The sequence below is a fragment of the Arthrobacter sp. FB24 genome, assembly GCF_000196235.1.
Classification (GTDB): Bacteria; Actinomycetota; Actinomycetes; order Actinomycetales; family Micrococcaceae; genus Arthrobacter.
Genome location: NC_008541.1, coordinates 4,004,425 through 4,026,014, shown reverse-complemented (window position 1 = coordinate 4,026,014; position 21,590 = coordinate 4,004,425). Strand labels below are relative to the sequence as shown.

Below are 21,590 nucleotides of genomic sequence, written 5' to 3'. Positions count from 1 at the left end.
ACTCGATGACGTACAGCAGAAACCGGACAGATCCAACCTTCTGCCACGGCTACGCGGACAACAACGGCCTCCGCATGTATTACGAGGTCCACGGGGAGGCGTTCGCGGGCCGGCCGCCGCTGCTCCTCATCCCGGGCGGCGGCTCCACCATCGGCACGAACTTCAGTGAACTCATCCCGCTGCTGGCCGAACACCGCCAGGTGATCGCCGTGGAGGAGGAGGGCCACGGCCGCACCCAGCCCACCAGCCGCCCGCTCACCGCCGAGAACTCCGCCGGCGACATTCTCGCCGTCCTGGGCGACCTCAACGTCGAAACCGTTGATGTGCTGGGATTCAGCGCCGGCGGGCACACCGCGATCGCGCTGGCACTCGCACGCCCCGCCGCTGTCCGGCGCCTCATCGTGGCTTCCACCTTTGTGAGCCGCGACGCCGTGCCGGAGGAGTTCTGGAACGGCATGGCAACGGCCACGCTGGCGGACATGCCCGACGCCTATAAGGACGCCGACCGCCTCCTGAACCCGGAACCCGGCCACCTGGAGCGGCTCTTCGAGCTGGATCGCCGGCGCATCCTTGACTTCCCCGGTTGGTCCGACGACGAACTGGGCACCGTCACGGCGCCCACACTGGTGGTGTGCGGCGACCGGGACATCGTCACCGCCGCGTACGCCGACCGGATGGCCACGCTCATCCCGGGGGCCCGCCTGCTGGTCGTCCCCGGCGGCCACGGCGACTACCTTGGCGAGCAGGCCGCCAGCGTCGGGGACCTGCGGACGATGCACGCCACCGCCCCGTTCCTGATGCTGTTCCTCGACGGCTAGGGGCTTAGCTGTTCTCCTGAGTCCTGCCCAATGTCAGTCCTGCCCGTCGCCGGCCGGATTGGCGAGCGTAATTACGGTGTGGACAATCTTGGCGGAACACTGGAATTGCGCGCTGCACGTTTGCAGGTAGACCGAAGCCGCGGCGGCACCTTCGTTGAACGCCATCATGTTCGGGATTACTCGTATGGTGACTGTTTGGGTCTGCTTGGTGCAGCTGAGCTGATCATTTCCGCCGCCGCCGGCGATCCGCCCGTCGCTGACTCTTTGGGTGAGTTGGACCACGGGTATTGCGATGATCAATGCGGGATCGGTGTCGCAAACGAAGGTGACGGGAACATCCACCCGCTGCGCCGTCGGCGACGAGGATTCCCGGCCCGGCGCTTACGAGCGTTGCGGGGGCTGCTTGTGCGGGGGTGGCTATATGGCCACGAGGGTGGCTGCAAGAGCGGCGGCAAGGCAGCTTCTGGTGCCTAACATCAGGTTCTCCCTTGAATGGAAGCGTGGCGTCCTGGTTCGGCACGGCGGGCCAATGCGGTGGCTGGGCGCCTTATAGGTATGGGGCGTGGCCCCTGACGACAGCGCCGTTCCGGGCGCCGCCTGATGCGGCGGAAAGTCCGGATGGCCGTAGATTACTCACTAGCTGCCTGCGTGACAACGCTTAACGCAAACGGACGTCGGCGGAAGGTCCGTAGAATTAAACGGGCGGGCCCGAAACGGCGGAGAACAACCTGAATTAGTGCGCTGGCCGTGTTGGGCGCATGGCTCCCGGGAGTCATACCAGTGGTTCAGGTGGCCCGCACCGTCCCGCGTGGCTTAGGCGCGGGAACTGGCGGCGACAGAAGGAGCCGAGGCTCACCGCCCGGCCACGAGGGTGTCCCGGATCTCACGACGGAGGACCTTGCCTATGAGCGAGCGCGGGAGGGAATCAAGCACCACCACCCGGCGCGGCACCTTGTATGCGGTCAGGTGCTTCCGGGCAAAGGCCAGGAGCGCGTCCGGATCAATGGTGGTGCCCGGGATGGGCACTACTGCGGCGACCACGTCCTCGCCGCCACTCGGGCGTTGCAACCCGACCACGGAGACTTCCGAAACACCGGGGAACGTGGCAAGGACGTCCTCCACCTCGCTGGGTGAGACGTTGAACCCGCCCGTGATGATCAGCTCCTTGATCCGGTCCCGGATCGTGACGAAGTAGTCGTCGTCCACGGAGACGATGTCGCCGGTGCGGAACCAGCCGCCGTCGAGGAGTGCCTCTTTGGTCTCCTCCGGGCGGTTCCAGTAGCCGGAGAACACCTGCGGACCACGGATCAGGAGTTCCCCCTCCTCGCCTGGGGCGCGGTCCCGCGCAACATTCCTGGGATCCACCACCCGGATGTCGGTCAGCGGGAACGGCACCCCGACGGTGCCCGGCTTGCGGCTGGGGCCGAAAGGGTTGCCGATCGCTATCGGGGACGTCTCGGTCAGCCCGTAGCCCTCGATCAGGTAGCCGCCTGTCGCCTTCTCCCAGGTCTCCACCGTCGACGTCGGAAGGTTCATGGCACCGGAAATGGAGTATCGGATGCTTTCCAGCCCGATGCCGCGTTCAGCCGCCGCGGCCGCGATCCGGTCATAAATGGGCGGCACGGCCGGCAGGAAGGTCGCCGGGGACCTCTTGAGCGCCCTTAACACGAGGTCCACATCAAACTTTGGGAACAGGACCAGCTTCGCGCCGATGCTCAAGGCGAAGGTCATGCAGAGCGTCAGACCGTAAGCGTGGAACATTGGCAGCACTGCGTAGACGGTTTCCCGACCCTCCTTGAGCCCCGGCACCCAGGCGCGGCCCTGCGCCGCATTTGCCTGCAGGTTGGCGTGGCTGAGCATGGCGCCCTTAGGCAAGCCGGTGGTGCCGGACGTGTACTGGAGGACGGCGAGGTCCTGGGGCGCGGGGCGCGGATGCTTCTTCTTGAGCTCTCCGGATTCGAGGAGCTTCCGCCAGGGCAGAACCGGCCGCGCAGCCGGAGCGGCCCGGCCCTTCGGCTGGTCCTTTCCCACGGTGAGGGCCCCGCGTGCCTTGCGGGCCGCGGGAACCGGAAGCCGCAGCGCCAGCCGTTGCACCAGGGGCATGGCCGGGATGAGCTCCACCGAGACGATACTCCGGAGCCCGACGTCGGCCGGCAACTGCCGGACCCGCTCCACCGCCTTGTCCCAGACAACTGCGACAGCGGCTCCGTGGTCCTCGAACTGGTGGCGCAGTTCCCGGTCCGTGTAAAGCGGATTGTGTTCGACCACCACCGCGCCGAGACGCAGCACGGCATGGAATGCGACGATGTGCTGCGGGCAGTTCGGCATGACCAGGGCAACCCTGTCGCCGGCCTTGACACCCAGTTTCTTCAGACCGGCGGCCGCCTTGCTGATCAGTGCGCCGAGCTCACGGTAGCTGGTGCGGGCGCCGAAGAACTCAAGGGCGGTCTTCGACCCGTAGCGACGTATGGAGCTGTCCATGAGGTCCACCAGTGAGCCCTGGGGCAGCACCAGGTCGGCCGGCACGCCCGGCCCGTAGGAACTGGTCCACGGGCGGTCGCTCCAGAGGTGCCCGGGCTGCTGGGCATTGCTGTTCTTCTTCACGATCAGTCCTAGGCCGGCCCGCGCAGGCGTTCCATTTCCCGGCGGTCCTTCTTGGTAGGCCGCCCGGTTCCGCGGTCGCGTTGCGGAAGACCGAGTGCGGGCGCCACCGGCCTGGGCGGCGTGTGGTCGGTGAAGCAGTGTGCGGCCGCCTCGGCGCCCACGCGCTTGGCGATCAGCCGCCGGACCTCAAGAATCCGTTCGTAACCCGGCTGGCGGACCCGGACGGTGTCGCCCGGAACCAGCGACTGCGAGGCCTTGGCAGGGTTTCCGTTGAGCCGGACGTGCCCGGCCCGGCAGGCGGCAGTGGCTGCAGAACGGGTCTTGTAGGCGCGAATGGCCCACAGCCAGGCATCAATGCGGACTGTGGCGGGGGCTGACGGAAGGCTGCTCATGACTGCAGCCGAGTATAGCGGGACGCGATCGTCCAGCGACCGTGCGGCAGCAGGCGTGACCTAGCCTTCGCAATCCTTGCAGTACTTCATGCCGTCCTTCTCGCGGGCCAGCTGGCTGCGGTGGTGGACCAGGAAGCACGACATGCAGGTGAACTCGTCCTTCTGGACGGGGATGATCTGAACCAGGAGTTCCTCATGCGACAGGTCGGCTCCCGGGAGCTCGAAGGAGTCGGCCAGATCGGACTCGTCCACGTCGATCTGGGACGTTTGCGTGGCCGAGCGCTCGGGTTTGAGAACGTCGGCCGCGTCATTTGCCTCGTCCTCTGTGGTCACCCGGGGCGCGTCATAGTCGGTTGCCATGTGCCGGTCTCTCCTTGGAGCAGGCGAAGACGGCGTCTGTGTACCGTCTGAAGAAAACACATCTTAGCCACTCCGGCGGGAACATAAAAGGCCTTCTGCTGCGGCACCAAACGCAAGCGGACGACGGCGGGAAGTCCCGCCGTCGTGCGCTTGCGGAGGGGCGAAAGGCGGTCAGCTTTGTACCCGTTGCCGGTAGTTCCGGGGGGTTTCGCCGGCGTCGTTAAGGAAATGCCGGTTGAAGTTGGACAGGTTGGAGAAGCCGACTTCGTAGCAGATCTCGGAAATCGCTTTGTCGCTGCGCTCCAGCAGCCGCCGCGCGTGCGCCAGCCGGAGCTTGCGGACCAGGGCGCTGAAGTTCTGGCCGGTGGCGCGCTTGAAATACTTCGAGAAGGTAGGCTCCGGCATTCCCACCAGGGCCGCGGCCTCGGACATCTTGACGTTTCCGGCATGGTTGGTGAATACGTACTCCAGGATGATGTCCACCACGGCCGCGGCCTGGCCGTCCAGCTGCGGCCGGAACCACTCATCGGCGAGATACCGGCGTTCTTCAGCGGGTGCATAGGCAAGTACCGCGAACAGTTCAAACAGATGATGAAGCCGTTCCAGCCCGGTGGAGGCGCCCATCGCCTCAATGGACGCGGCCGCCTTCACGGCTGAGCGGCCCAGGAACTCGATCCCGTTGATGGCAGCCGCCGCGCATCAGCGCGAGGAACCGCTCGCCTTCATCTCCAACCGCGAAGTCTTCGGCGACCTGGTGGACAGCCCGGTCTTTGTTGCGGCTTACCTTGAGGCCCTCTAGGACCTCCACAGCGTCGGTGCCCGGGGAACGCTGGAATCCCTGCGGTCCCGTTCATAGGTCACCGCAAACGGTCGACGGCGGGATGCCCCGCCGTCGCTCATCACCGGTGAGAGGCTAATGCGGCACCAGTTCATCGCTGGGGCTCCTGGGCTGGCGGTGGCTGCGCGAACTTGTGAAAAGCGTGGTGATGCCCCTGATGAGTCCGACCGTGAGGGTCTTCAGTACGAGGAGAACGATTCCAACGGCTCCCGTCACCAGCAGTAGCAGGAGAAACAGGACGAGGATCGGCAACAAAAGGACAACTATGCCCGCTATTGCTGCCATGTAAATGAGCGCGTACCCGGCAACGGTGGTCGGATCCACTGGACTTCCTGTCAACAGCCGGACCATTTGCTCCGGATGCTTGCTGCCCGTTCCCGTTGCAGCCTGGGGTGATGCGGCCTTGAGTATCTACGACGTCGGCCGCTTTGGCGGAGCGTGTTAGGGCAAGGAAGGGTGCCGCCCGCACTGGAGTGGCACCCTTCCTGTTTGGCGGCGGACTATTCCTTGAAGGCGTCCTTGACCTTCTCGCCGGCCTGCTTCAGGTCGGCTTTGCTTTGATCAGCCTGACCTTCGGCCTTCAGGCCCGGATCGCCCTTGGCTTCTCCGGCAGCTTCCTTGCCCTTGCCCCCAAGCTTCTCGGCAGCGTTATCGATCTTGTCTCCCAGACCCATGGTGTTACTCCCTCCGGTTTGGTTGCCGCCGGCGTTCCGCCGGTGGCCTACAACTTCATCGTAAACCCGATCATGCCCAAATAGTAAGCATGCTGACTGGATTGCGGCGCAAGTGCCGATGCAGCTGAAGTCGCATGCGGGTCCCGGCGCCACGAGGACGAGGACTCCAAGCCCCAGTGTTGAAGTGGCGGTTATTTAACCCTTGACGGTGTGATCTACGTCGCGTAGATTGTTCAACAGTTCGGATTGTTCAACGATCCAACGATCGCTCGTATTTTCGACTTCCGCAGCCCGTCACGGTAGTCGCGCACCCCGCCATTTGCGCGCTTGCAACTTCGCTAGCCGGACAACGTGGCGCCCCAGCACCATCCGCCACACGCGGATAAAATCCACACTTTTCATGGAGGATACACATGGCCACTCCATCAGTTATGGCCCCCGGTGACCCGAAGCCCGTTATAGGGCGCAAGAGCATGTACAAGGCATTTGCGGCCAGCCTGACCGGAACCGCCCTGGAGTTCTACGACTTCGCCGTCTACTCCGCCGCCGCCGCGATCGTTTTCCCGCTGATCTTCTTCCCGGCCTCGGACCCGGTCACGGGCACCCTGCTGGCCTTCTCCACCTACGCCGTGGGCTACATTTCCCGGCCCGTCGGCGGCATCATCTTCGGACGGCTGGGGGATGAGATCGGCCGCAAGAAGATCCTGGTCATCACGCTGATGCTCATCGGCGTCGCCACGTTCCTCATCGGCCTGCTACCCACGTACGACAACATCGGCGTCATCGCCCCCGCCATCCTGGTCTTCCTCCGCTTCGCCCAGGGCGTGGGCGTCGGCGGCGAATGGGGCGGGGCAGTGCTGCTCTCCAGCGAGTTCGGTGACCCCCGCCGCCGCGGATTCTGGGCATCCGCGGCGCAGATCGGACCGCCTGCCGGCAACCTGATGGCCAACGGCGCGCTCGCAGTCCTGACCCTGACCCTGTCGGAGCAAGCCTTCCTCGACTACGGCTGGAGGATCGCGTTCCTCATCTCCGCGCTGCTGGTGGCCTTCGGCCTCTGGATCCGGCTCAAGCTTGAGGACACCCCCATCTTCAAGGCCATGGAAGCCAGGGGAGACAAGCCCAAGGCCCCGATCCGGGAAGTCCTGACCACCCAGCGCCGGCCCCTCATTGCCGCCATGCTCAGCCGGATCGGCCCGGACGTCACCTACGCATTGTGCACCGTCTTCACCCTCACCTACGGCATCCAGGAGCTCGGCTTCGACCGCGGCCAGGTGCTGGTGGCTGTGCTCGTCGGTTCAGCCGTCCAGCTGTTCACCATGCCGCTTGCCGGCGCCATCTCGGACCGCATCAACCGCCGGCTGGTCTACGCCATCGCAGCAGTGGCCGCCGCCGTGTGGGCGTACTTGTTCTTCATCGTCCTGGAGGGACGGTCCCCGGTCATGCTGATCGTGGGAACGGTCCTGGGCCTGCTGTGCCACTCCTTCATGTACGGGCCTCAGGCAGCCTTCGTAGTTGAACAGTTCTCGCCGCGGCTCCGCTCCACCGGCAGTTCACTGGCCTACACCTTCGCAGGCATCATCGGCGGTGCCATTGCACCGTTCATGTTCACCCTGCTGCTGAGCACCTTCCATAGCTGGGTCCCGGTTGCCATGTACCTTAGCGTCGCCTGCCTGCTGACCCTGGTGGGGCTGGCACTGGGGCGTGACTCCAACGTTGCCGAGGACGAGGAATACCTGCAGTCCCCGGTGGAACTCACTGAGGCCGTGGCCCGATGAACCAGGCAACCGCCCTCATGGCGCCCTCCGACGCACGCCTGAAGTTCCGCAACGGCCTGGTCACCCCCACCTCCGGATGGAGCGACGGATACACGCAGGCGAACCTGATTGCCGTGGCGGCCGACTACGCCGATGAATTCATTGAATTCTGCCGGCTCAATCCCAAGGCCTGCCCCGTCATCGACATCATCCCGGCGGGGCGTCACGAAAGCGTCCTCGCCGCAGGATCGGACATCCGCAGCGACGTCCCGGCCTACCGCATATGGGTGGACGGCGAACTTGCCGACGAAGTCACCGATGCGACGTCGGTCTGGCGTGATGACATGGTGGGCGTCCTTATTGGCTGCAGCTTCACTTTTGAGGCCGCCCTCGCCAGCGAGGGCATCCCGCTGCGGCACACCGAAACCGGCCGCAACGTGCCCATGTACCGTACGAACATTGAGTGCACCCCTGCGGGACGCATCCACGGTCCGATGGTGGTCTCCATGCGTCCCATGCTGCCGGGGCTGGTCGACACGGCCATCCGGGTGACGTCGGAAGTCCCGAAGGTCCACGGCAGCCCGGTTCATGTCGGGTCTCCCGAAGATCTTGGCATCGCCGACATCAACCGCCCCGACTTTGGAGACGCGGTGGAGATCCGGCCAGGGGAGGTGCCGGTCTTCTGGGCCTGCGGGGTGACCCCGCAAAGCGCCGTGATGGCATCCAGGCCCTCGTTTGCCATCAGCCACGCCCCCGGGCATATGTTCATCACGGATGTTCCCGAGAGCAACTACCGGGAACCGGCAGGAGTGTCATTGTGAAGAAGAGACTTCCCGTTGCCGAGGCACGGGCCCGCAGGATCATGAACCTGACCGCATCGCGGCGCCAGGCCACCGGGACGCACTGCGAACTGACCGGCGTCTGGCAGAGTCCAACAGGAACCAGCGTCTCCCTGTTCGAGGGCCAGCTCCTCCCGGGCGAGTCCGGCCGGCCCTGCATTTGGACCTACGTTGGCCTCCCGGCCAGCAAAGCCGGATCCGGCGACGCCCGCCGTGCAGCGCCGGAGCACCACAGGCTGTAAAGACCAACCGGCAAACGGACGACGACGGGACCTCCCGCCGTCGTCCGCTTGCGTTGCCTGGGACCTGCTACGGCAGCCGGGACGCCCGCAGCAGCGTGGGTGTGCCGGCACTTTCGGGGGCGAGGGGCACGGGGCTGACGAGCACTGCCGGGCCGCGGTGCAGGATGCCGCCTGAAACCACCTGGCAGCGCACGCCGCCCCGCCCGCGCATGGCCTTGTGCGCGCCGGGCGCGAGCATCTGGTCCATCCAGGCGCAGGGGTTGGCGGGCCGCCCGGCCTTGAGCCGAACCACATCCCCGCGCGATTCCAGCGCAAACTCCCCGCCCAGCAGCGGAGCCAGGTGGGCACCCCTGAGGACTACGTTGCGCCGCGTCAGCAGCGGGTCAAACGGTGCGGCCCCCAGCTCCGCGGCCATGGCCTCGAGTGCCTCGACGGCGAAAAGGGTGACGGCAGCATCCATGTGGGCGGCCTTACCGAAGAACCTGTCGCCCACGATGCCTTTGCCGGCCACCATCTCCACCTGGTCTGCGTCGGTGGTGGGCACGTCCGCGGCCCCCTCCCGTGCGCGGCCAAAGTAGGCATGGGCCGGCGACACCAGAAGATGCAGGACCTCAACGTTGTACCTGTAGCTTGCCGTCATGCCTCAAAACTATCGTTCATCGGAGGGCAGCCGCAGCCGCATGGCACGCACGAAAGTCAGAGCCGCAGGGAGCCGGACCGCGAAGTTCCGTCATACCCGCCGTCCGGGGCTTTGAGCCCGTAAATGGTGCCGATGGTCGGTGCAACATCGATAGTCCTTGCATGCTCCGAGGACACCGTCCCGGGTGCCACCAGCGGGCTGCCGCCGGAGATGAAGAAGGGGATGGGTTCGGTGGCGGGGTGTCCGTGGTTTCCCGGGATCGGGTTGGAAGCCACATACGGGTCGGAGAAACGCCAGCCGGCGCGGCAGTAGGCTACGAGGTCTCCGGCCTCGGTCCCCAGCCGCAGGTCCACCGGTTTATGGACGGACAGCACTCCCTCATGGGCGCTGACTAACTGTTCGACGGCAGCCATACCGGCCGCACGCTCTGCATCAGGACCGGTCCAGTAGAGCAGGTCAGCCCCGCCGTTCTGGGCGATCCTGACGTTGTGCTGCAACTCCGGACGGGACTGCAGGACCAGGTCGACGGAAACCACGTTCGTGGGGATGGACCAGTCCATGGAGTGGTCGGCGAGCACCATCACCACACTGGACTCCCACTTGCCCGTGCCTTTGAGATGGTCGATGAAGCGGCCCACCTGCAGGTCCGTGTCCGCCAGTGCGGATTCCCGGGCGGCTCGCAGCGTGGTGCCGGAAAGGTCGGAGTGGCCCACGCGGTCAATGTCGCCCAAGTTTGTGAACACGAAGTCCGGATCCGGCCCGCCTGCCATCGCCAGCAGGGCGTCCATCGTGGCGGCATCGGGAGCATGGCCGGTTACCGGAAGCACCGGCTGCGGTTCCCACCGGTAGCTTGCCCTGGCTCCGAAGATGCCATAGAGGTACTTCTTGCTCAGCACCGAGCCGGTGGTGAGCCCGCGCTCCTGCAAGCGGTCCAGAATGGTCGGGAAGTGCAGGTCCGTGGACCGGTCGAGGTCGCGGACCACACCCTCGGCCCTATCGTAGATCGCGTTGGCCGGAACGCCAGAGCGGTCCGGTCGCACGCCGCTCATCATCATCACGTGGTTGGGAATGGTCTCCATGACCGGGAGGGACCGTGCCGCCGGGAAGTTGGTGCCGGCTGCACGCAGGTCAGCCAGCCGCGGCGTCAGCGCGGGGGTGATCTCGTCCGGGCGGCAGCCGTCCACCACGAGCACGTAGCACCGGGTCCGTCCCGCGGTCGGTGCGGCCCACGCCGTTCCTGGTGCGGCGGAAAGAACGACGGCGGCACCGCCGGCAGCGGCGAGCTGCAGGAACTGCCGGCGTCCCGGCGTCGGGCGTGGGGGTGTTGAACGGCTCACTGGAGTCCTCCCTGGGCCGGCGTGACTTTGCTGGTGTTGGCTTGAACGTTGAACGATGTGGACAGCGTGGATCCTGAGCTGGCGGAGGTGCGGTCGGCAAGGACGTACCAGTCCATCCGGACTCCGGCGGCCGTCACGTCCAGGACGGAGTAGCCGTGCGAGTCGAAATCAAGGTATTTCACGTGCGGGTTGGCCGCCTTGATGGCGTTCTCGACGGCGACGGATCCGGTCCGCGGCGGGACGTTGAGGATGTCATCGAGGTTGTCGCTCGTGACGGACGTGCAGACCAGTTCCGCGGCCACGGAATCGCCGGTGGCCGGGTAGCTGGCCGGATCCGCAGGGATGTCGCAGGCCCAGCCGGAGTGGATGTCGCCGGTGAGGAACACAGTGTCCTTGACGGCGTTATCCCGCAGGTGGCGGACCACGCGGTTGCGGTCCGCCTCATAGCCGTCCCACTGGTCCACGTTGTAGGGCACGCCGCTGATGCTCGTCCCGCCCATCAGCTTTTGCACACCGGCCAATTCGGCCGTGCTCAGGGTAGAAGGAACCCGGACGGGTGCGATCATGACCGGGTTGCCTACGAGCTTCCACTGCGGGCCGGTGGACTTCAGGTTGCCCAGCAGCCAGTCCATCTGGGCGGTGCCGGTGATGGTGCGGGCGGGGTCGCTGACTGCAGCGTCGGTGCCGCTGGCGGCCTGCTGGTCCCGGTAGGTACGCAGGTCCAGCATGGACAGGCTGGCCAGCGAACCGAAGTCGAACCGCCGGTAAATCTGTCCGCCCGGTTCGTAGCGCACGGGCATCCATTCGGCGTATGCCTGGTGCGCGGCGGAAAACCGCGCGCTCCAGGCCCCTTCGGTGCCTTCCGTGTGGTTCTCGGCGCCGCCCTTCCAGGCATCGTTGGCCGATTCGTGGTCATCCCAGGTGACGATAAAGGGTGCGGCAGCGTGCAGGGCCTGCAGGTCGGTGTCGGTCTTGTACTGCGCGTGGCGGCGGCGGTAGTGGGCCAGTTGGGTCATCTCGTGGGCGGGCTCGTGGGGGCGGACCACCACGTCGCGCGCCTGGTATTCGCCCGGGCCGTATTCGTAGAGGTAGTCGCCGAGGTGGAGCACGGCGTCGAGATCTCCTCGGCCGGCAAGGTGGCGGTAGGAGGAGAAATGGCCCGCCTGCCAGTTGGCGCAGGACACGACGCCGAACTTCAGCCGGTCCACCGGAGCGCCGGCCGCTGGCGCTGTTCGTGAACGGCCAACCGGAGACACCGACCGGCCAAGAGTGAATCGGTACCAGTAGCTCGTGCCGGGCGCGAGCCGGCCTGCGATGACCTTGACGGTGTGGTCCCGGGCCGCGCCGGTGGCGGCAGTACCCCGGGCCACGATCTTCTTGAAGCCGGCGTCGGCCGCGACCTCCCAGCCCACGGACACGTCCGGGCCCAACCCGCTTCCGGGTAGCGCATCGGGCGACGGTGTGACCCGGGTCCAGAGCAGCACGCTGTCAGGCAGCGGGTCACCGGAGGCAACACCGTGACCGAAGGCTCCCGCGCCGGCTGCGCGGGCAGGGGTGCCAGCGGTGCCGGTCAACGCGGTGGCGGCGGCTCCTGCTGCGGCCACCACCACGGCAGAACGCAGTACTTGACGACGAGTAAAGTTGTTCATTGTTCCAGTATTCCTACCCGCGAGTAGCGGATTGGGCTTTCCCGGCGCCTGTTTTCCAGCTGTTTGCCCACTGTTTGTCCGTTGGCTAAAGACGCAATCCGGCCTTAAGTGGATGCATCGCGGTCACCCCAGCAGGTCGTCCTCATAGCACCAGCGCCAGTCTTCACCCGGCTCGATGCTCCGCATCACAGGGTGGCCGGTGGCCGCGAAGTGCCGGGACGCGTGCGTTCCGGGGGAGGAGTCGCAGCACCCCACGTTTCCGCAGGCCAGGCACATCCTGAGGTGGACCGGCGTCGTCCCTTCCCGGTGGCAGTCCGCGCAGAAGGGGTCGCGCGGCACCTCCGGGGACCGGGCGGACTCGAGGTGGCCGCACACCCCGCCCGGGCGCGCGATGCCTTCCCCGCCGCCCTCGCCGGAAGTATCCAGCTCATCCAGTGAGAGGTCGAGCATCGACTCCTCAACGTCCAGCCGGTCCAGGACCTCGCTGAGTACTTCGTGCGCGTACTCGCCTCCGCGCCGCAGCTCCAGCACCTTGGCCCGCTCAGCTTCCAGCATGGCAAGCCGCAGCTGGGCATAGCGCTGGCTCGGGGTCGCGGCCTCCGCCGTCGGCCGGCCGAGCCGCTCCCAGGCCGCCAGCCCGCGCTCCTGGGTCCGCCGCTTCAGCATCGCGACCACCTCCGGCGGGTCATCGTCGCTGCGCAGTTCCTGCAGCCGCTGCACTCCGGCGGCGGTGGCCAACTGCATCAGGGAGGCCTGGTTCAAGGCGTCCTCGCGCTGGTCCGGACCCTGAACCCGGAGCAACCGGACCAGCGCAGGCAAGGTGAAGCCCTGCAGCGTCAGGGTCCCGCCCACCACCACCATCGCGGCCAGGATCAGCACGGAGCGGTGCTCCAGGTCGGCGGGCAGCACCAGCACCGCGGCCAGCGTCACCACCCCGCGCATCCCCGCCCAGGACACGATCGCGGCGAACTGCCACGGCGGCGCCGGATCCTTTCGCCGCACAGCCGGGATCAGCCGGGGCAGGTAGGTCGCCGGGAAGACCCACACCGGCCGCAGCAGCAGCACCGCCAGCAGGATCACGGCGCAGCCTGCCCAGATCCGTCCGGCGCCCAGCGAATCGTCCTGGACGCCCTCGATGATGGTGCGGACCTGCAAGCCGATCAGCAGGAACACGGAGTTTTCCAGCAGGAACTGCACCGTGTTCCAGTTGCTGCGCTGGCTCAGCCGGGCGGCGCCGTTGGGCATGGACGGCGCTTTGGTGCCCATCACGAGCCCGGTGACGACGACGGCGAGCACCCCGGAAGCGTGGATTGCCTCGGCGGGGAGGTAGGCGACGAACGGGGCTATCAGCGACGTCGAGGTGTTGATCGGGACGTTTCGGATCCGCTTGCGGAGCTCGGTCAGTACGTAGGCGGCGGCGAGGCCCACCACCAGTCCGCCGCCTGCCGCCAGCAGGAAGCCGCCGGCGATCCCGGCCGCGGACACGGACCCGGCGATCGCCGCGATGGCGGCGCGGAGGCAGACGAGTGCGGTGGCATCGTTGACCAGGGATTCGCCTTCGAGGATGGTGACGATCCGGCGCGGCATCCCCACTTTCCGGGCGATGGCGGTCGCGGCCACTGCGTCGGGCGGCGCGACGACGGCGCCGAGGGCGATCGCGGCGGCCAGCGGGATCTCCGGGAACAGCCACCAGACCACAAAGCCCACGGTGAGGGTTCCGAAAATGACGTAGCCCACTGAAAGCAGCCCGATGGCGCGCCGGTTGGAGCCGAAATCGAAGAGCGAGGTCCGCAGCGCGGCCGCGTACAGCAGCGGCGGCAACAGCCCGACGAGGACCAATTCGGGATTGAGTTCAATGCGTGGGACGAAGGGGAGGAAAGAACCAGCGACGCCGGCCAGCACCAGCAGCAGGGGGACGGACACGTTGAGCTTCCGGCCGAGTGCGCTGCCGGCGCAGACAACGGCCACGAGAACCAGCAGTCCCAGTGCGATCTCCATGGGGTCATTCTGTCAGGCGATAAAAGGTGCAAGGCGGTGTAGCGACATTTTCCGTTCACGGCGCCGACACCGTGCGGTTCTCGCGCGTTATTCCGGGGCGGGCACTCTTTTCACGCACCCCCGTTCAGCGCGTGACCGCCTGAGCCGAAACCCGTTGAGCTCCACCAAGGAGAACCCCTGTGCTCGTGAAAACCGCTGTCACCGCCGTCGTGGCGCTCATGTCCCTGGCCGGGATCGCAGCCCCGGCATCCGCCGCCCCCCACGCCAGGGAAGATCCTTCCAGCCAGCAGGCGTTTAGCTTCGGTGTCATCGGGGACATCCCGTACGGCGACGCCGAGACCGCAAAATTCCCTTCCCGCATCCAGGACATCAACGCCGACCGCGGCCTGGACTTTGTGGCCCACGTCGGTGACATCAAGAACGGGTCGTCCGTTTGCTCGGACGAGTACTTCGCATATATCCGCTCCGAGTTCGACTCCTTCGAACATCCGTTGGTCTACACGCCCGGCGACAACGAATGGGTGGACTGCCACCGGGGGAACAACGGCGCGTACAACCCCCTGGAGCGGCTGGACAAGCTTCGGGAGGTCTTCTTCAACGCACCGGGAAAAACCCTCGGCCGGACCATGCCAGTGAAGAGCCAGGAAGCCCTCGGGCTGCCGGAGAATGTCCGCTTCACCAGGAACCGCGTGGCATTCTCCGTGGTGAACGTCCAGGGCAGCAACAACTCGCTCCAGCCGTGGACCGGCATCGGTGAAACCGCAGTGACACCCGAGCAGCAGGCCGAGGTGGACCACCGAACAAAGGCGGTCCTGGATCAGGTCCGGGACACCTTCAAGGATGCGACCCGGCGCAACGACAGGGCTGTGGTCCTCATGACCCAGGCGGACATGTTCGACCCTTCGCTGCTCGACGCGGCTACCGCCAACCCGGACTCGGTCTCGGGCTTCCGCGAGATCGTCAGGACGATAACCGAGGAAACGAACCGCTTCGATGGCCCGGTCTACCTCATCAACGGCGACAGCCACGTCTACGCCGAAAACCAGCCCCTTGCCGAAGGCTCGCCTTGGCTGAAGATCTACGGCCAGGAAGCTGCGGATGACCTGCAGCGCATCACCGTCGACGGCTCGGCCAACGCCACGAATTACGTGAGGTTCACAGTGGCGGAAAACAACGCGTCCGGCCACGGCGTCCTGTCCTGGGAAAAGGTTCCTTTCCGTCCGTAGTCCGGCGGGGGCGATAATAAAGGCCCCGTACCGGAAGGCGCTTACATGGAAATGGCAAAAGCCACCGAGGCCGACAAAGAGCAGTTCAGGTCACTGATGGCAGGGCTGCCGGGCATCGAGATCAAGCCGATGTTCGGGAACCTCGGTGCCTTCGTCAACGGAAACATGTTCGCGGGGCTCTACGGCTCCACCCTGGGACTGAAGCTCGCGGATGCTGACCGCGAAGAGCTGATGACGAGCCGGGAAGTCCTGCCATTCATCTCGGCCGAACGGCCCATGGGCGGCTATGCGGGGCTCCCGGTCCAGGGCCCGCCGGAAGAGATCGAACCGTGGCTGGCCCGGGCGCTCGCGCATGTCGCCGCACTGCCGCCGAAGGCGCCCAAGAGTTCCAAGCCGAAAAAGTAATGAACGGTGGCGGACTTGCCTCGTCCTAGGCCTTCGTCACCTCAGGAGGTGCTGTCCCCGGGAGTTTGAACTCCGATTCGCTGAACGAGGGCGTCAAGGATGGGAAGCTGGCCTTTCACGAGCTTGGTGCGCGCCTCCGCCTCGGTGAACCAGCGGGCGTCGTCGATCTCGGGATAGTGCCTGATGACGCCGGAGCCCCTAGGCCATTCCAGCGGGAAAGTGTTGCTCTCAATGCGTTCGGGCCGGAAATCCCACTCGGCCGCGAAGACGGTGATGACCTTGCCGGACGGCTGCCGGAAGGCGCCCAGGCCGATGTAGTCAGCGGGCGGGGCCGGGGTGCCCATTTCTTCTGCGAACTCGCGTTTGGCGGCCGTCAGGGCATCCTCGTCCTCAGGGTATTCACCCTTGGGGACGGACCACGCGTGCTCGTCCTTCCGGGCCCAGAACGGTCCGCCCATATGGGCTATCCAGACCTCCACCTGAGCCGCGGGATTCCACCGGTACAGCAATATGCCTGCGCTTCGAACCGTCATAGTGCCTCCTGGTCCAAGGCTATACGCGACGACGCTGAGGGTCGGCTCTCGGGTAGTGTGTGGGCATGGTGCGTGGACTTGCCGACATGGGAGCAGAAGGCGTTCTGCTGGCTGGGGCAGGGCGGGCAATTCTGCTGCAGATCGCCAACCCGGCGGTGGGTCACGGCGTCGCCGAGCACAGCAACTTTGCCGAGCGTCCGCTGGACCGGCTTCGTGCCACCCTCACCTACGTGTATGCCGTTGTCTACGGCACCGAGGAGCAGGTGGCGGCGGTGCGTCGCCGCGTGAACCGTGCCCACGGCCCCGTCCGCCGGAAGCCCGACGCCCGCTCCGCCGGCTATGACGCCTTCGACGCGCAATCCCAGCTCTGGGTGGTGGCAACCCTATACGACACCGCCGTCACGGTTTACGAGAGAATCTACGGAACGCTGGACGATGACGCGGCAGACCTCATGTACCGGGACTACGTGAGACTCGGCACCGCCCTCCAGCTTCCCGCGGAACTGTGGCCGGCAGATCGCGAGGCGTTCGGAAGCTACTGGAAGACCTCGCTGGAGGGGCTGGAAGCCGACGACGTCACGTCACACGTGGCCCGCAGCCTGCTCTATCCGGAGGACCCCCTGCTGTGGCAGCGCCTTGCCATGCCGCTGGCCCGCTTCATCACCGCGGGCCTGCTGCCGGACAAGCTCCGGCGGGGTTTCGGACTGCCGTGGAGCGAGCGCCACGGCCGCTGGTTCGACCGCACCATGCGGTGGTCCGCCGTGGTCTATCCGCGGCTGCCGCGGCGGGTCCGCCACTGGCCCAAGAACTACTGCCTGGGCCGGCTCAGCCCGGCCTAGATTCTGAAACGCCCTGGTCCGGCTCAATCCGGCGGGGAAATCAACATTGCCACTCGTGGCGGGGGAACGGGGTACGTCAGTGCGGAGTTTCACATCCGTAGAGCTCTTGATCGATCAGCGTGCCCACCGATTCCTGGACAAAGGGCCAGCCGGTGGCGCCCGCTCCAGGCTCACCGAGTTCGTGGTCTTCGGCCTCAAGCAGGGCTGGGCATGCATCTTTGGGGCCGCGCTCCTCGCCGTGCTCCTGGCGGCACGCCTGTGGTATCCGGACGACGCCGGTTTGGCCCGGAACGACTTCCTGACCCTGGCCGCCGTCGTCATCCAGATCCTGATGGTGGCCACACGGCTGGAAACTGTCCGCGAGCTGAGGGTTATTGTCCTGTTCCACATCGTGGGAACGGTGATGGAGCTGTTCAAGACCGACGTCGGCTCGTGGTCCTATGAGGCCGAAGGGTTCCTTCGCATCGGTGCGGTGCCCCTCTTCAGCGGCTTTATGTACGCGGCGGTCGGTTCCTACATGGTGCGTGTCTACCGGCTCTTCGACCTGCGCTTTGCACGGTACCCGCGGCGGTGGATCACCGCGGTCATTGCCGCGGCCGTCTACGTGAACTTCTTCACCCACCACTACACCTGGGACGCGCGCTGGGTGCTGCTGGCCGCCGTCGTAATCGTCTTTGGACGGTGCGTCATGCACTTCCGCGTCTTCCGCCGGACCTTCCGGATGCCGCTGGTCCTGGCGTTCCTCCTGGTGGCGCTGTTCATCTGGATTGCGGAGAACATCGCCACCTGGTCGGGGGCCTGGCTCTACCCCAACCAGGTGGACGGCTGGCACATGGTGTCGCCCGACAAGCTGGTTTCGTGGTTCCTGCTGATGATCATCTCAGTGGTGCTGGTGGCCTGGGTCTACAAGCCGCAGCCGCCGGAAGCGACGGAGGATACCGGCGGTGAAACCCGTCTGCATGTGGTTCCGGGAGGGATCGCACGGCCCCCAATGTGAGGAAAGGTTCTACAGCCCGGCATGGGAGAACACGCTGCCAAAGAAGGCCGCCAGCGCGTCGGCGGTGGCCTGGGCTGCGGCCTTCGAGGACGTCCTGTTATTGGCCTCCACCGACAACGTCCCCTTGCGCGCGCCGGCCCGGACGTGCCATTCGCCCGTCCCGTCCGACAACTGATAGGCGACGGCGTAGCTTGAGTCGGCGGCAATGGTTGTGTTCAGCTTCGAAACGGCCGACCACTCACGCGAGCCGCCGCCAAGAATGACCTCCTGGATCGTCGCGCAATCCCGGAGTGCAGCCGCCCGGGTGTCCAAGGGATAAGGCGGCGCCGCCGTCGTCGGCATGCTGATCACGCTGAATTCGGTGTAATCCATCTTGCTGGCACCTTGGATCTGCCCCTGGCCGAGGACCGAGCCCAGGAGCGAGCCGTAATATGCTTCGTCGTTGTAGGTGCACGGAGGCACCGGCCCCTGCAGCGACGGACCCGCGGAAGAGCCGGGCGCCGGGCCGATAACCGAGGCGCCGGGCAGTGCCACGGGACTTCCGTCCGGCCCGGTGACGCCCTTGAACAGTGCCACGAGATCATCAGCGGACCGGGAGTTGGACGGCGGCGGGGCAACTGTCGGAGGCTTCGTCACGGCCTGGTCGATGAGTTCCTTCGCCAGGGCGGCCATGGAGTCGAGGGCAGGCTTCGCGTCGGCCTCTGAGTTGAGCTCGGCGACAGCCAGACTCAGGGTGATGGACATTGTTCCTGCAAGAGACCGCAGTACCACCGAGCCGTAGTCCCCCGGGCCCTTCGGCTTTGTGGTCTGCATCAAGCCGTGCTGTTTCTCCCCGATCGGGGGAGCCGCCAAGAGCTGGACGGCGTATGTGGAGGTCCGGCCCGACTCCGTTGATGCCAGGTCAAAGTGGCCGCAACGGGACGCCAGATCGTCCGTGTAGCCGAAATCGGCCTTGGCGATGGCATCCTTTTCCGCGCTTCGCAGTGTGATCATGATGGTGGTGGCCGGTCCCGACTGCGCACCCATCGGCATGGCGCCCTCGGCGAAGTTCACGCCCTTGTCGGCCCAGCGGCTGAAGGGGTTTTGGGGGACGAGGCTGGTGCACTCGCTGGGTGTCGTCTCGGTGCTGACTTGGGGGAAGGTGCCGCTCGAGGCTCCGCTTCGCTGACGGGCGGAGTCCTGCGCCGTGGGAAACTGCACGCCCCGGTGCTGAGCCACTCCGTTGATGATCGCCACGAGTTCCTGGTCCGTAAAGACCGCTTCGGGCAGCCCGGTTGTTCCAGGTCCGCTTGATGAGGAGGCGGGCGGCGTAGTGACTGTCGCGGTCGGCGTCCCCTCCGACGGACTTGCACCCGGCGTCCCGCCTCCGGATGAGCATCCCGCCAGCACCAGCAGGGCGGCCGCGGCGCACGCTATCCACCGTCCGCCCCGCCCGAACCCACCGCCGATTTCGATTCCGCAAACGGGCATCTTCGGCCTCCTTTCCAGAAGCCAAGGCTATGGTTGAGCAGGCATACCCACTAGGGTATTTTGGCCTCGGCCTCGGCCTCGGCCTCGGCCTCGGCCTCGGGCGCGGGATGCGGGTAGTCGGTGACGGCGGTGCACGTAGGCGGCCGCATATTCGGGTGGCGGCCACTCGTGACGGGCCACAGGACAATCCCTAGAATGCACTCACCGGCAGGTGCCGGCAACCCGGACCGCGGAGGTCAGCAGGCAAGGGGCATGACCCGCCCAGCAGGAATCCCTGCACCTGCCGCAGCTAAGCGGTTCTCTCATTCGGAAGGAAGCTCGTCATGGGAATTCTCGGATTTCTCCTGCTCGGCTTGATCGCGGGAGCTATCGCAAAGGCCATACTTCCCGGAAGGCAGGGCGGCGGCTGGGTAGTCACCCTGGTACTGGGTGTGGTCGGCGCCATCCTTGGCGGATGGATCGGTTCGCTGGTCTTCGGCGGCGGCCTCGCTGAGTTCTTCGATCTCAGGACCTGGCTGCTGGCTATTCTGGGCGCCGTGATTGTGCTGGGCATCTTCGGTGCCGTCACGCGTCGAAGCAGGGCCTGACCCGCGGCTTGTGAGGCCGGCGTAAGGCAAAGAAAACCGAGACGGACGACGGCGACTCCTCCCCGCCGTCGTCCTCTCACCGGCGCCCGCCGCAGCGCAACTAGGCCGCCAGGTAGCCGCCGCTGGCCCAGCGGCGCAGCGCCGCCTTCTCGCCGTCGTCGAACTCCATCAGCGCCACGCGGCAGAGCTCTTCCACGTTCTCGGTCCAGGCCGCCGCCAGCCCCTCCGCCGTCGCATCTTCATTGAGCTGGTAATTGACGTAGCCGAGGCCCTGGACCACAAAGTTCACCGCACCGCGGGACACCGGCTGGCCGGCGGTGACGCAGTCATCCCGGACGAGCCGGGAGAGCTCGTTGCGGTTGACCGGCTGTTCGCGAAGCCGTGCTGCCATAGCCTGGAATAGCTGCCGGAACTGCGCCTCGGAGAGTGCGGGCACGTCCGTCACCCTGGTGACCCGTTCCTCGATGCCGGGCTCGACGTCCGCATCGGCGGGCAGGTCGTCGCTGGAAAACCTCTGCGCGTCCCAGACCCAGCCGCCCCGTGAGGGGGAGTATTCAACACCGTTGCCGATCTGGGCCACCCAGGTCCCGAACTTCCCGTACCCGCCCCAGTCTGTTTTCAGGGAAGGGTCCGCCGTGAGTGCACGGTGGGCCACCATGGCTCCGACAACAGGACCCGGTGCGGCCCGGACGAAATCGCAGACCTCCCGGACCGCGGCGGAAACGGCCTTCGACTTTGCCTTGGGTTTTACCTTGGCGGCCGTCTGTGCCTGCAGGGGCTGGACAGAGGCGACGGCGCGGATTGGCTCAGCGGTGGTGCCGTTGAGGATCGCCACGAAGTCGTGGGACTCCACCACGCTGTCCGCCATCTCGCGGTAGGCGAAGGCAACCGCACCGGCGGCGATGACCGTGGTCATCTTGTCCGCTGCCCGGAACCGCTGGATGAGGGACGTGAAATCGGCATCTGCCGAAGCGATGAAGAACTCGTCGATGCCTGCGCTGCCGGACAACGCGTCCATCGCATCCAGCACCAGGTTGATGTCGGTGCTGGACTTCCCGCGCTGCGTCAGCGACGGGCAGTCGATCACCCGGAAACCGGCACGGGTCCAGTACGTCCGGTACTTCGAGTACACCACCGGGTTCAGGTAACAGTTTCTGATCAGGAAGCGGCGGGAACTTTCGGCGGAGCCGCCGGCTGACAAGGCATCGGCCCAGTGTTTGGGATCCTCGGCGAAACGCTTCGCCGCCAGGGGATCGAGGGCCAGCAACCCCGTGTACACGTTGTCGAAGTCGACAAACATGGCCGCCCGGATTCCGGGCCGTCGGGCAGGGGACGGCGACTCTTTCATCTGCCCAGTGTGCCAGCACGCCGGAAAACCTGCAGCCGCC

24 protein-coding genes are annotated in these 21,590 nt (G+C 66.2%); 10 read left to right on the top strand and 14 right to left on the bottom strand.

The annotated features are described in order from the left end of the window. Nucleotides 1–5 precede the first annotated feature (5 nt). The gene (locus tag ARTH_RS18185; protein ID WP_011693410.1) at nt 6–818 is read left to right on the top strand and encodes an alpha/beta fold hydrolase; all 813 of its coding nucleotides are present in this window, start codon (nt 6–8) and stop codon (nt 816–818) included. Nucleotides 819–851: 33 nt separating this feature from the next. On the opposite strand, the gene ARTH_RS18180 is transcribed toward ARTH_RS18185, so the two are convergent. The 5 genes from ARTH_RS18180 to ARTH_RS18160 all read right to left on the bottom strand — a co-directional run bounded on the left by ARTH_RS18180 (nt 852) and on the right by ARTH_RS18160 (nt 4,798). Continuing rightward, the gene (locus tag ARTH_RS18180) at nt 852–1,160 is read right to left on the bottom strand and encodes a hypothetical protein (RefSeq protein ID WP_011693409.1); all 309 of its coding nucleotides are present in this window, start codon (nt 1,158–1,160) and stop codon (nt 852–854) included. A gap of 510 nt (nt 1,161–1,670) precedes the next feature. Next, nucleotides 1,671–3,422 carry a long-chain-fatty-acid--CoA ligase gene (locus tag ARTH_RS18175; RefSeq protein WP_011693408.1) on the bottom strand — a complete coding sequence of 584 codons (1,752 nt, stop codon included), beginning with the start codon at nt 3,420–3,422 and terminating at the stop codon, nt 1,671–1,673. A gap of 8 nt (nt 3,423–3,430) precedes the next feature. Further along, complete coding sequence (locus tag ARTH_RS18170) at nt 3,431–3,814, bottom strand: RNA-binding S4 domain-containing protein (RefSeq protein ID WP_011693407.1); 384 nt, start codon at nt 3,812–3,814, stop codon at nt 3,431–3,433. Between the two features lie 60 nt (nt 3,815–3,874). Next, on the bottom strand, nt 3,875–4,174 hold the full coding sequence (locus ARTH_RS18165; RefSeq protein ID WP_011693406.1) for a DUF4193 domain-containing protein: 300 nt from the start codon (nt 4,172–4,174) through the stop codon (nt 3,875–3,877). 171 nt (nt 4,175–4,345) lie between these two features. After that, nucleotides 4,346–4,798, bottom strand: coding sequence for a helix-turn-helix domain-containing protein (locus ARTH_RS18160; protein ID WP_232223549.1), 453 nt, complete (start codon nt 4,796–4,798; stop codon nt 4,346–4,348). A 7-nt stretch (nt 4,799–4,805) separates the two neighbouring features. Between ARTH_RS18160 and ARTH_RS24130 the strand changes: the two genes are divergently transcribed. Next, nucleotides 4,806–4,973, top strand: a complete 168-nt coding sequence (locus ARTH_RS24130; RefSeq protein ID WP_198011621.1) for a hypothetical protein — start codon at nt 4,806–4,808, stop codon at nt 4,971–4,973. Between the two features lie 114 nt (nt 4,974–5,087). On the opposite strand, the gene ARTH_RS18155 is transcribed toward ARTH_RS24130, so the two are convergent. Beyond that, nucleotides 5,088–5,336 (bottom strand): hypothetical protein, encoded by a 249-nt coding sequence (locus ARTH_RS18155; RefSeq protein WP_043430053.1) that lies wholly within the window; start codon nt 5,334–5,336, stop codon nt 5,088–5,090. A gap of 176 nt (nt 5,337–5,512) precedes the next feature. Beyond that, entirely contained in the window at nt 5,513–5,686 is a 174-nt protein-coding gene (locus ARTH_RS23610; RefSeq protein ID WP_011693403.1) for a CsbD family protein, read from the bottom strand. A gap of 413 nt (nt 5,687–6,099) precedes the next feature. Here ARTH_RS23610 and ARTH_RS18145 point away from each other — a divergent pair, with 413 nt between their 5' ends. Genes ARTH_RS18145 through ARTH_RS18135 form a run of 3 tightly spaced genes read left to right on the top strand, consistent with a single transcriptional unit; the run spans nt 6,100 to nt 8,521 of the window. Beyond that, on the top strand, nt 6,100–7,461 hold the full coding sequence (locus ARTH_RS18145; protein WP_011693402.1) for an MFS transporter: 1,362 nt from the start codon (nt 6,100–6,102) through the stop codon (nt 7,459–7,461). Beyond that, the gene (locus ARTH_RS18140) at nt 7,458–8,261 is read left to right on the top strand and encodes a putative hydro-lyase (protein ID WP_011693401.1); all 804 of its coding nucleotides are present in this window, start codon (nt 7,458–7,460) and stop codon (nt 8,259–8,261) included. Before ARTH_RS18145 ends, ARTH_RS18140 begins: the two co-directional genes overlap by 4 nt. Continuing rightward, the gene (locus ARTH_RS18135; protein ID WP_043430047.1) at nt 8,258–8,521 is read left to right on the top strand and encodes a hypothetical protein; all 264 of its coding nucleotides are present in this window, start codon (nt 8,258–8,260) and stop codon (nt 8,519–8,521) included. Before ARTH_RS18140 ends, ARTH_RS18135 begins: the two co-directional genes overlap by 4 nt. Nucleotides 8,522–8,588: 67 nt before the next feature. Here the strand turns inward: ARTH_RS18135 and ARTH_RS18130 are convergent, their stop codons facing one another. The 4 genes from ARTH_RS18130 to ARTH_RS18115 form a co-directional block, all read right to left on the bottom strand. Then, nucleotides 8,589–9,161: an MOSC domain-containing protein gene (locus tag ARTH_RS18130; protein ID WP_011693400.1), complete on the bottom strand. Its 573-nt coding sequence runs from the start codon at nt 9,159–9,161 to the stop codon at nt 8,589–8,591. Between the two features lie 56 nt (nt 9,162–9,217). Continuing rightward, on the bottom strand, nt 9,218–10,498 hold the full coding sequence (locus ARTH_RS18125; protein WP_011693399.1) for an alkaline phosphatase family protein: 1,281 nt from the start codon (nt 10,496–10,498) through the stop codon (nt 9,218–9,220). Continuing rightward, complete coding sequence (locus tag ARTH_RS18120; protein ID WP_011693398.1) at nt 10,495–12,147, bottom strand: alkaline phosphatase D family protein; 1,653 nt, start codon at nt 12,145–12,147, stop codon at nt 10,495–10,497. Before ARTH_RS18120 ends, ARTH_RS18125 begins: the two co-directional genes overlap by 4 nt. A gap of 123 nt (nt 12,148–12,270) precedes the next feature. Further along, on the bottom strand, nt 12,271–14,145 hold the full coding sequence (locus ARTH_RS18115) for a Na+/H+ antiporter (protein ID WP_011693397.1): 1,875 nt from the start codon (nt 14,143–14,145) through the stop codon (nt 12,271–12,273). A 179-nt stretch (nt 14,146–14,324) separates the two neighbouring features. Here ARTH_RS18115 and ARTH_RS18110 point away from each other — a divergent pair, with 179 nt between their 5' ends. Together ARTH_RS18110 and ARTH_RS18105 are read left to right on the top strand one after the other, a co-directional pair. Continuing rightward, the gene (locus tag ARTH_RS18110; protein WP_011693396.1) at nt 14,325–15,371 is read left to right on the top strand and encodes a metallophosphoesterase; all 1,047 of its coding nucleotides are present in this window, start codon (nt 14,325–14,327) and stop codon (nt 15,369–15,371) included. A 45-nt stretch (nt 15,372–15,416) separates the two neighbouring features. Next, a complete protein-coding gene (locus ARTH_RS18105) occupies nt 15,417–15,776 on the top strand; it encodes a TfoX/Sxy family protein (protein WP_011693395.1) in 360 nt (119 codons plus the stop codon). Between the two features lie 41 nt (nt 15,777–15,817). Here the strand turns inward: ARTH_RS18105 and ARTH_RS18100 are convergent, their stop codons facing one another. Then, nucleotides 15,818–16,309 carry an NUDIX domain-containing protein gene (locus tag ARTH_RS18100; protein WP_011693394.1) on the bottom strand — a complete coding sequence of 164 codons (492 nt, stop codon included), beginning with the start codon at nt 16,307–16,309 and terminating at the stop codon, nt 15,818–15,820. Between the two features lie 65 nt (nt 16,310–16,374). Here ARTH_RS18100 and ARTH_RS18095 point away from each other — a divergent pair, with 65 nt between their 5' ends. Both ARTH_RS18095 and ARTH_RS18090 read left to right on the top strand, forming a co-directional pair. Then, entirely contained in the window at nt 16,375–17,148 is a 774-nt protein-coding gene (locus ARTH_RS18095; RefSeq protein WP_011693393.1) for an oxygenase MpaB family protein, read from the top strand. A 79-nt stretch (nt 17,149–17,227) separates the two neighbouring features. After that, nucleotides 17,228–18,145, top strand: a complete 918-nt coding sequence (locus ARTH_RS18090) for a DUF817 domain-containing protein (RefSeq protein WP_011693392.1) — start codon at nt 17,228–17,230, stop codon at nt 18,143–18,145. Between the two features lie 9 nt (nt 18,146–18,154). Here the strand turns inward: ARTH_RS18090 and ARTH_RS18085 are convergent, their stop codons facing one another. Further along, a complete protein-coding gene (locus ARTH_RS18085) occupies nt 18,155–19,615 on the bottom strand; it encodes a hypothetical protein (RefSeq protein ID WP_011693391.1) in 1,461 nt (486 codons plus the stop codon). A gap of 323 nt (nt 19,616–19,938) precedes the next feature. Between ARTH_RS18085 and ARTH_RS18080 the strand changes: the two genes are divergently transcribed. Next, complete coding sequence (locus ARTH_RS18080; protein ID WP_011693390.1) at nt 19,939–20,202, top strand: GlsB/YeaQ/YmgE family stress response membrane protein; 264 nt, start codon at nt 19,939–19,941, stop codon at nt 20,200–20,202. Between the two features lie 100 nt (nt 20,203–20,302). On the opposite strand, the gene ARTH_RS18075 is transcribed toward ARTH_RS18080, so the two are convergent. Next, entirely contained in the window at nt 20,303–21,550 is a 1,248-nt protein-coding gene (locus tag ARTH_RS18075) for an NYN domain-containing protein (RefSeq protein WP_011693389.1), read from the bottom strand. Between the last annotated feature and the right edge of the window lie 40 nt (nt 21,551–21,590).

Coding starts and splice junctions, on each gene's coding strand:
- ARTH_RS24130 (WP_198011621.1), top strand. CDS start 4,806: ATGGACGCGGCCGCCTTCACGGCTGAGCGGCCCAGGAACTCGATCCCG.
- ARTH_RS23610 (WP_011693403.1), bottom strand. CDS start 5,686: ATGGGTCTGGGAGACAAGATCGATAACGCTGCCGAGAAGCTTGGGGGC.
- ARTH_RS18145 (WP_011693402.1), top strand. CDS start 6,100: ATGGCCACTCCATCAGTTATGGCCCCCGGTGACCCGAAGCCCGTTATA.
- ARTH_RS18165 (WP_011693406.1), bottom strand. CDS start 4,174: ATGGCAACCGACTATGACGCGCCCCGGGTGACCACAGAGGACGAGGCA.
- ARTH_RS18130 (WP_011693400.1), bottom strand. CDS start 9,161: ATGACGGCAAGCTACAGGTACAACGTTGAGGTCCTGCATCTTCTGGTG.
- ARTH_RS18075 (WP_011693389.1), bottom strand. CDS start 21,550: ATGAAAGAGTCGCCGTCCCCTGCCCGACGGCCCGGAATCCGGGCGGCC.
- ARTH_RS18105 (WP_011693395.1), top strand. CDS start 15,417: ATGGAAATGGCAAAAGCCACCGAGGCCGACAAAGAGCAGTTCAGGTCA.
- ARTH_RS18160 (WP_232223549.1), bottom strand. CDS start 4,798: ATGGGCGCCTCCACCGGGCTGGAACGGCTTCATCATCTGTTTGAACTG.
- ARTH_RS18185 (WP_011693410.1), top strand. CDS start 6: ATGACGTACAGCAGAAACCGGACAGATCCAACCTTCTGCCACGGCTAC.
- ARTH_RS18095 (WP_011693393.1), top strand. CDS start 16,375: ATGGTGCGTGGACTTGCCGACATGGGAGCAGAAGGCGTTCTGCTGGCT.
- ARTH_RS18100 (WP_011693394.1), bottom strand. CDS start 16,309: ATGACGGTTCGAAGCGCAGGCATATTGCTGTACCGGTGGAATCCCGCG.
- ARTH_RS18085 (WP_011693391.1), bottom strand. CDS start 19,615: ATGCCCGTTTGCGGAATCGAAATCGGCGGTGGGTTCGGGCGGGGCGGA.
- ARTH_RS18080 (WP_011693390.1), top strand. CDS start 19,939: ATGGGAATTCTCGGATTTCTCCTGCTCGGCTTGATCGCGGGAGCTATC.
- ARTH_RS18170 (WP_011693407.1), bottom strand. CDS start 3,814: ATGAGCAGCCTTCCGTCAGCCCCCGCCACAGTCCGCATTGATGCCTGG.
- ARTH_RS18115 (WP_011693397.1), bottom strand. CDS start 14,145: ATGGAGATCGCACTGGGACTGCTGGTTCTCGTGGCCGTTGTCTGCGCC.
- ARTH_RS18140 (WP_011693401.1), top strand. CDS start 7,458: ATGAACCAGGCAACCGCCCTCATGGCGCCCTCCGACGCACGCCTGAAG.
- ARTH_RS18120 (WP_011693398.1), bottom strand. CDS start 12,147: ATGAACAACTTTACTCGTCGTCAAGTACTGCGTTCTGCCGTGGTGGTG.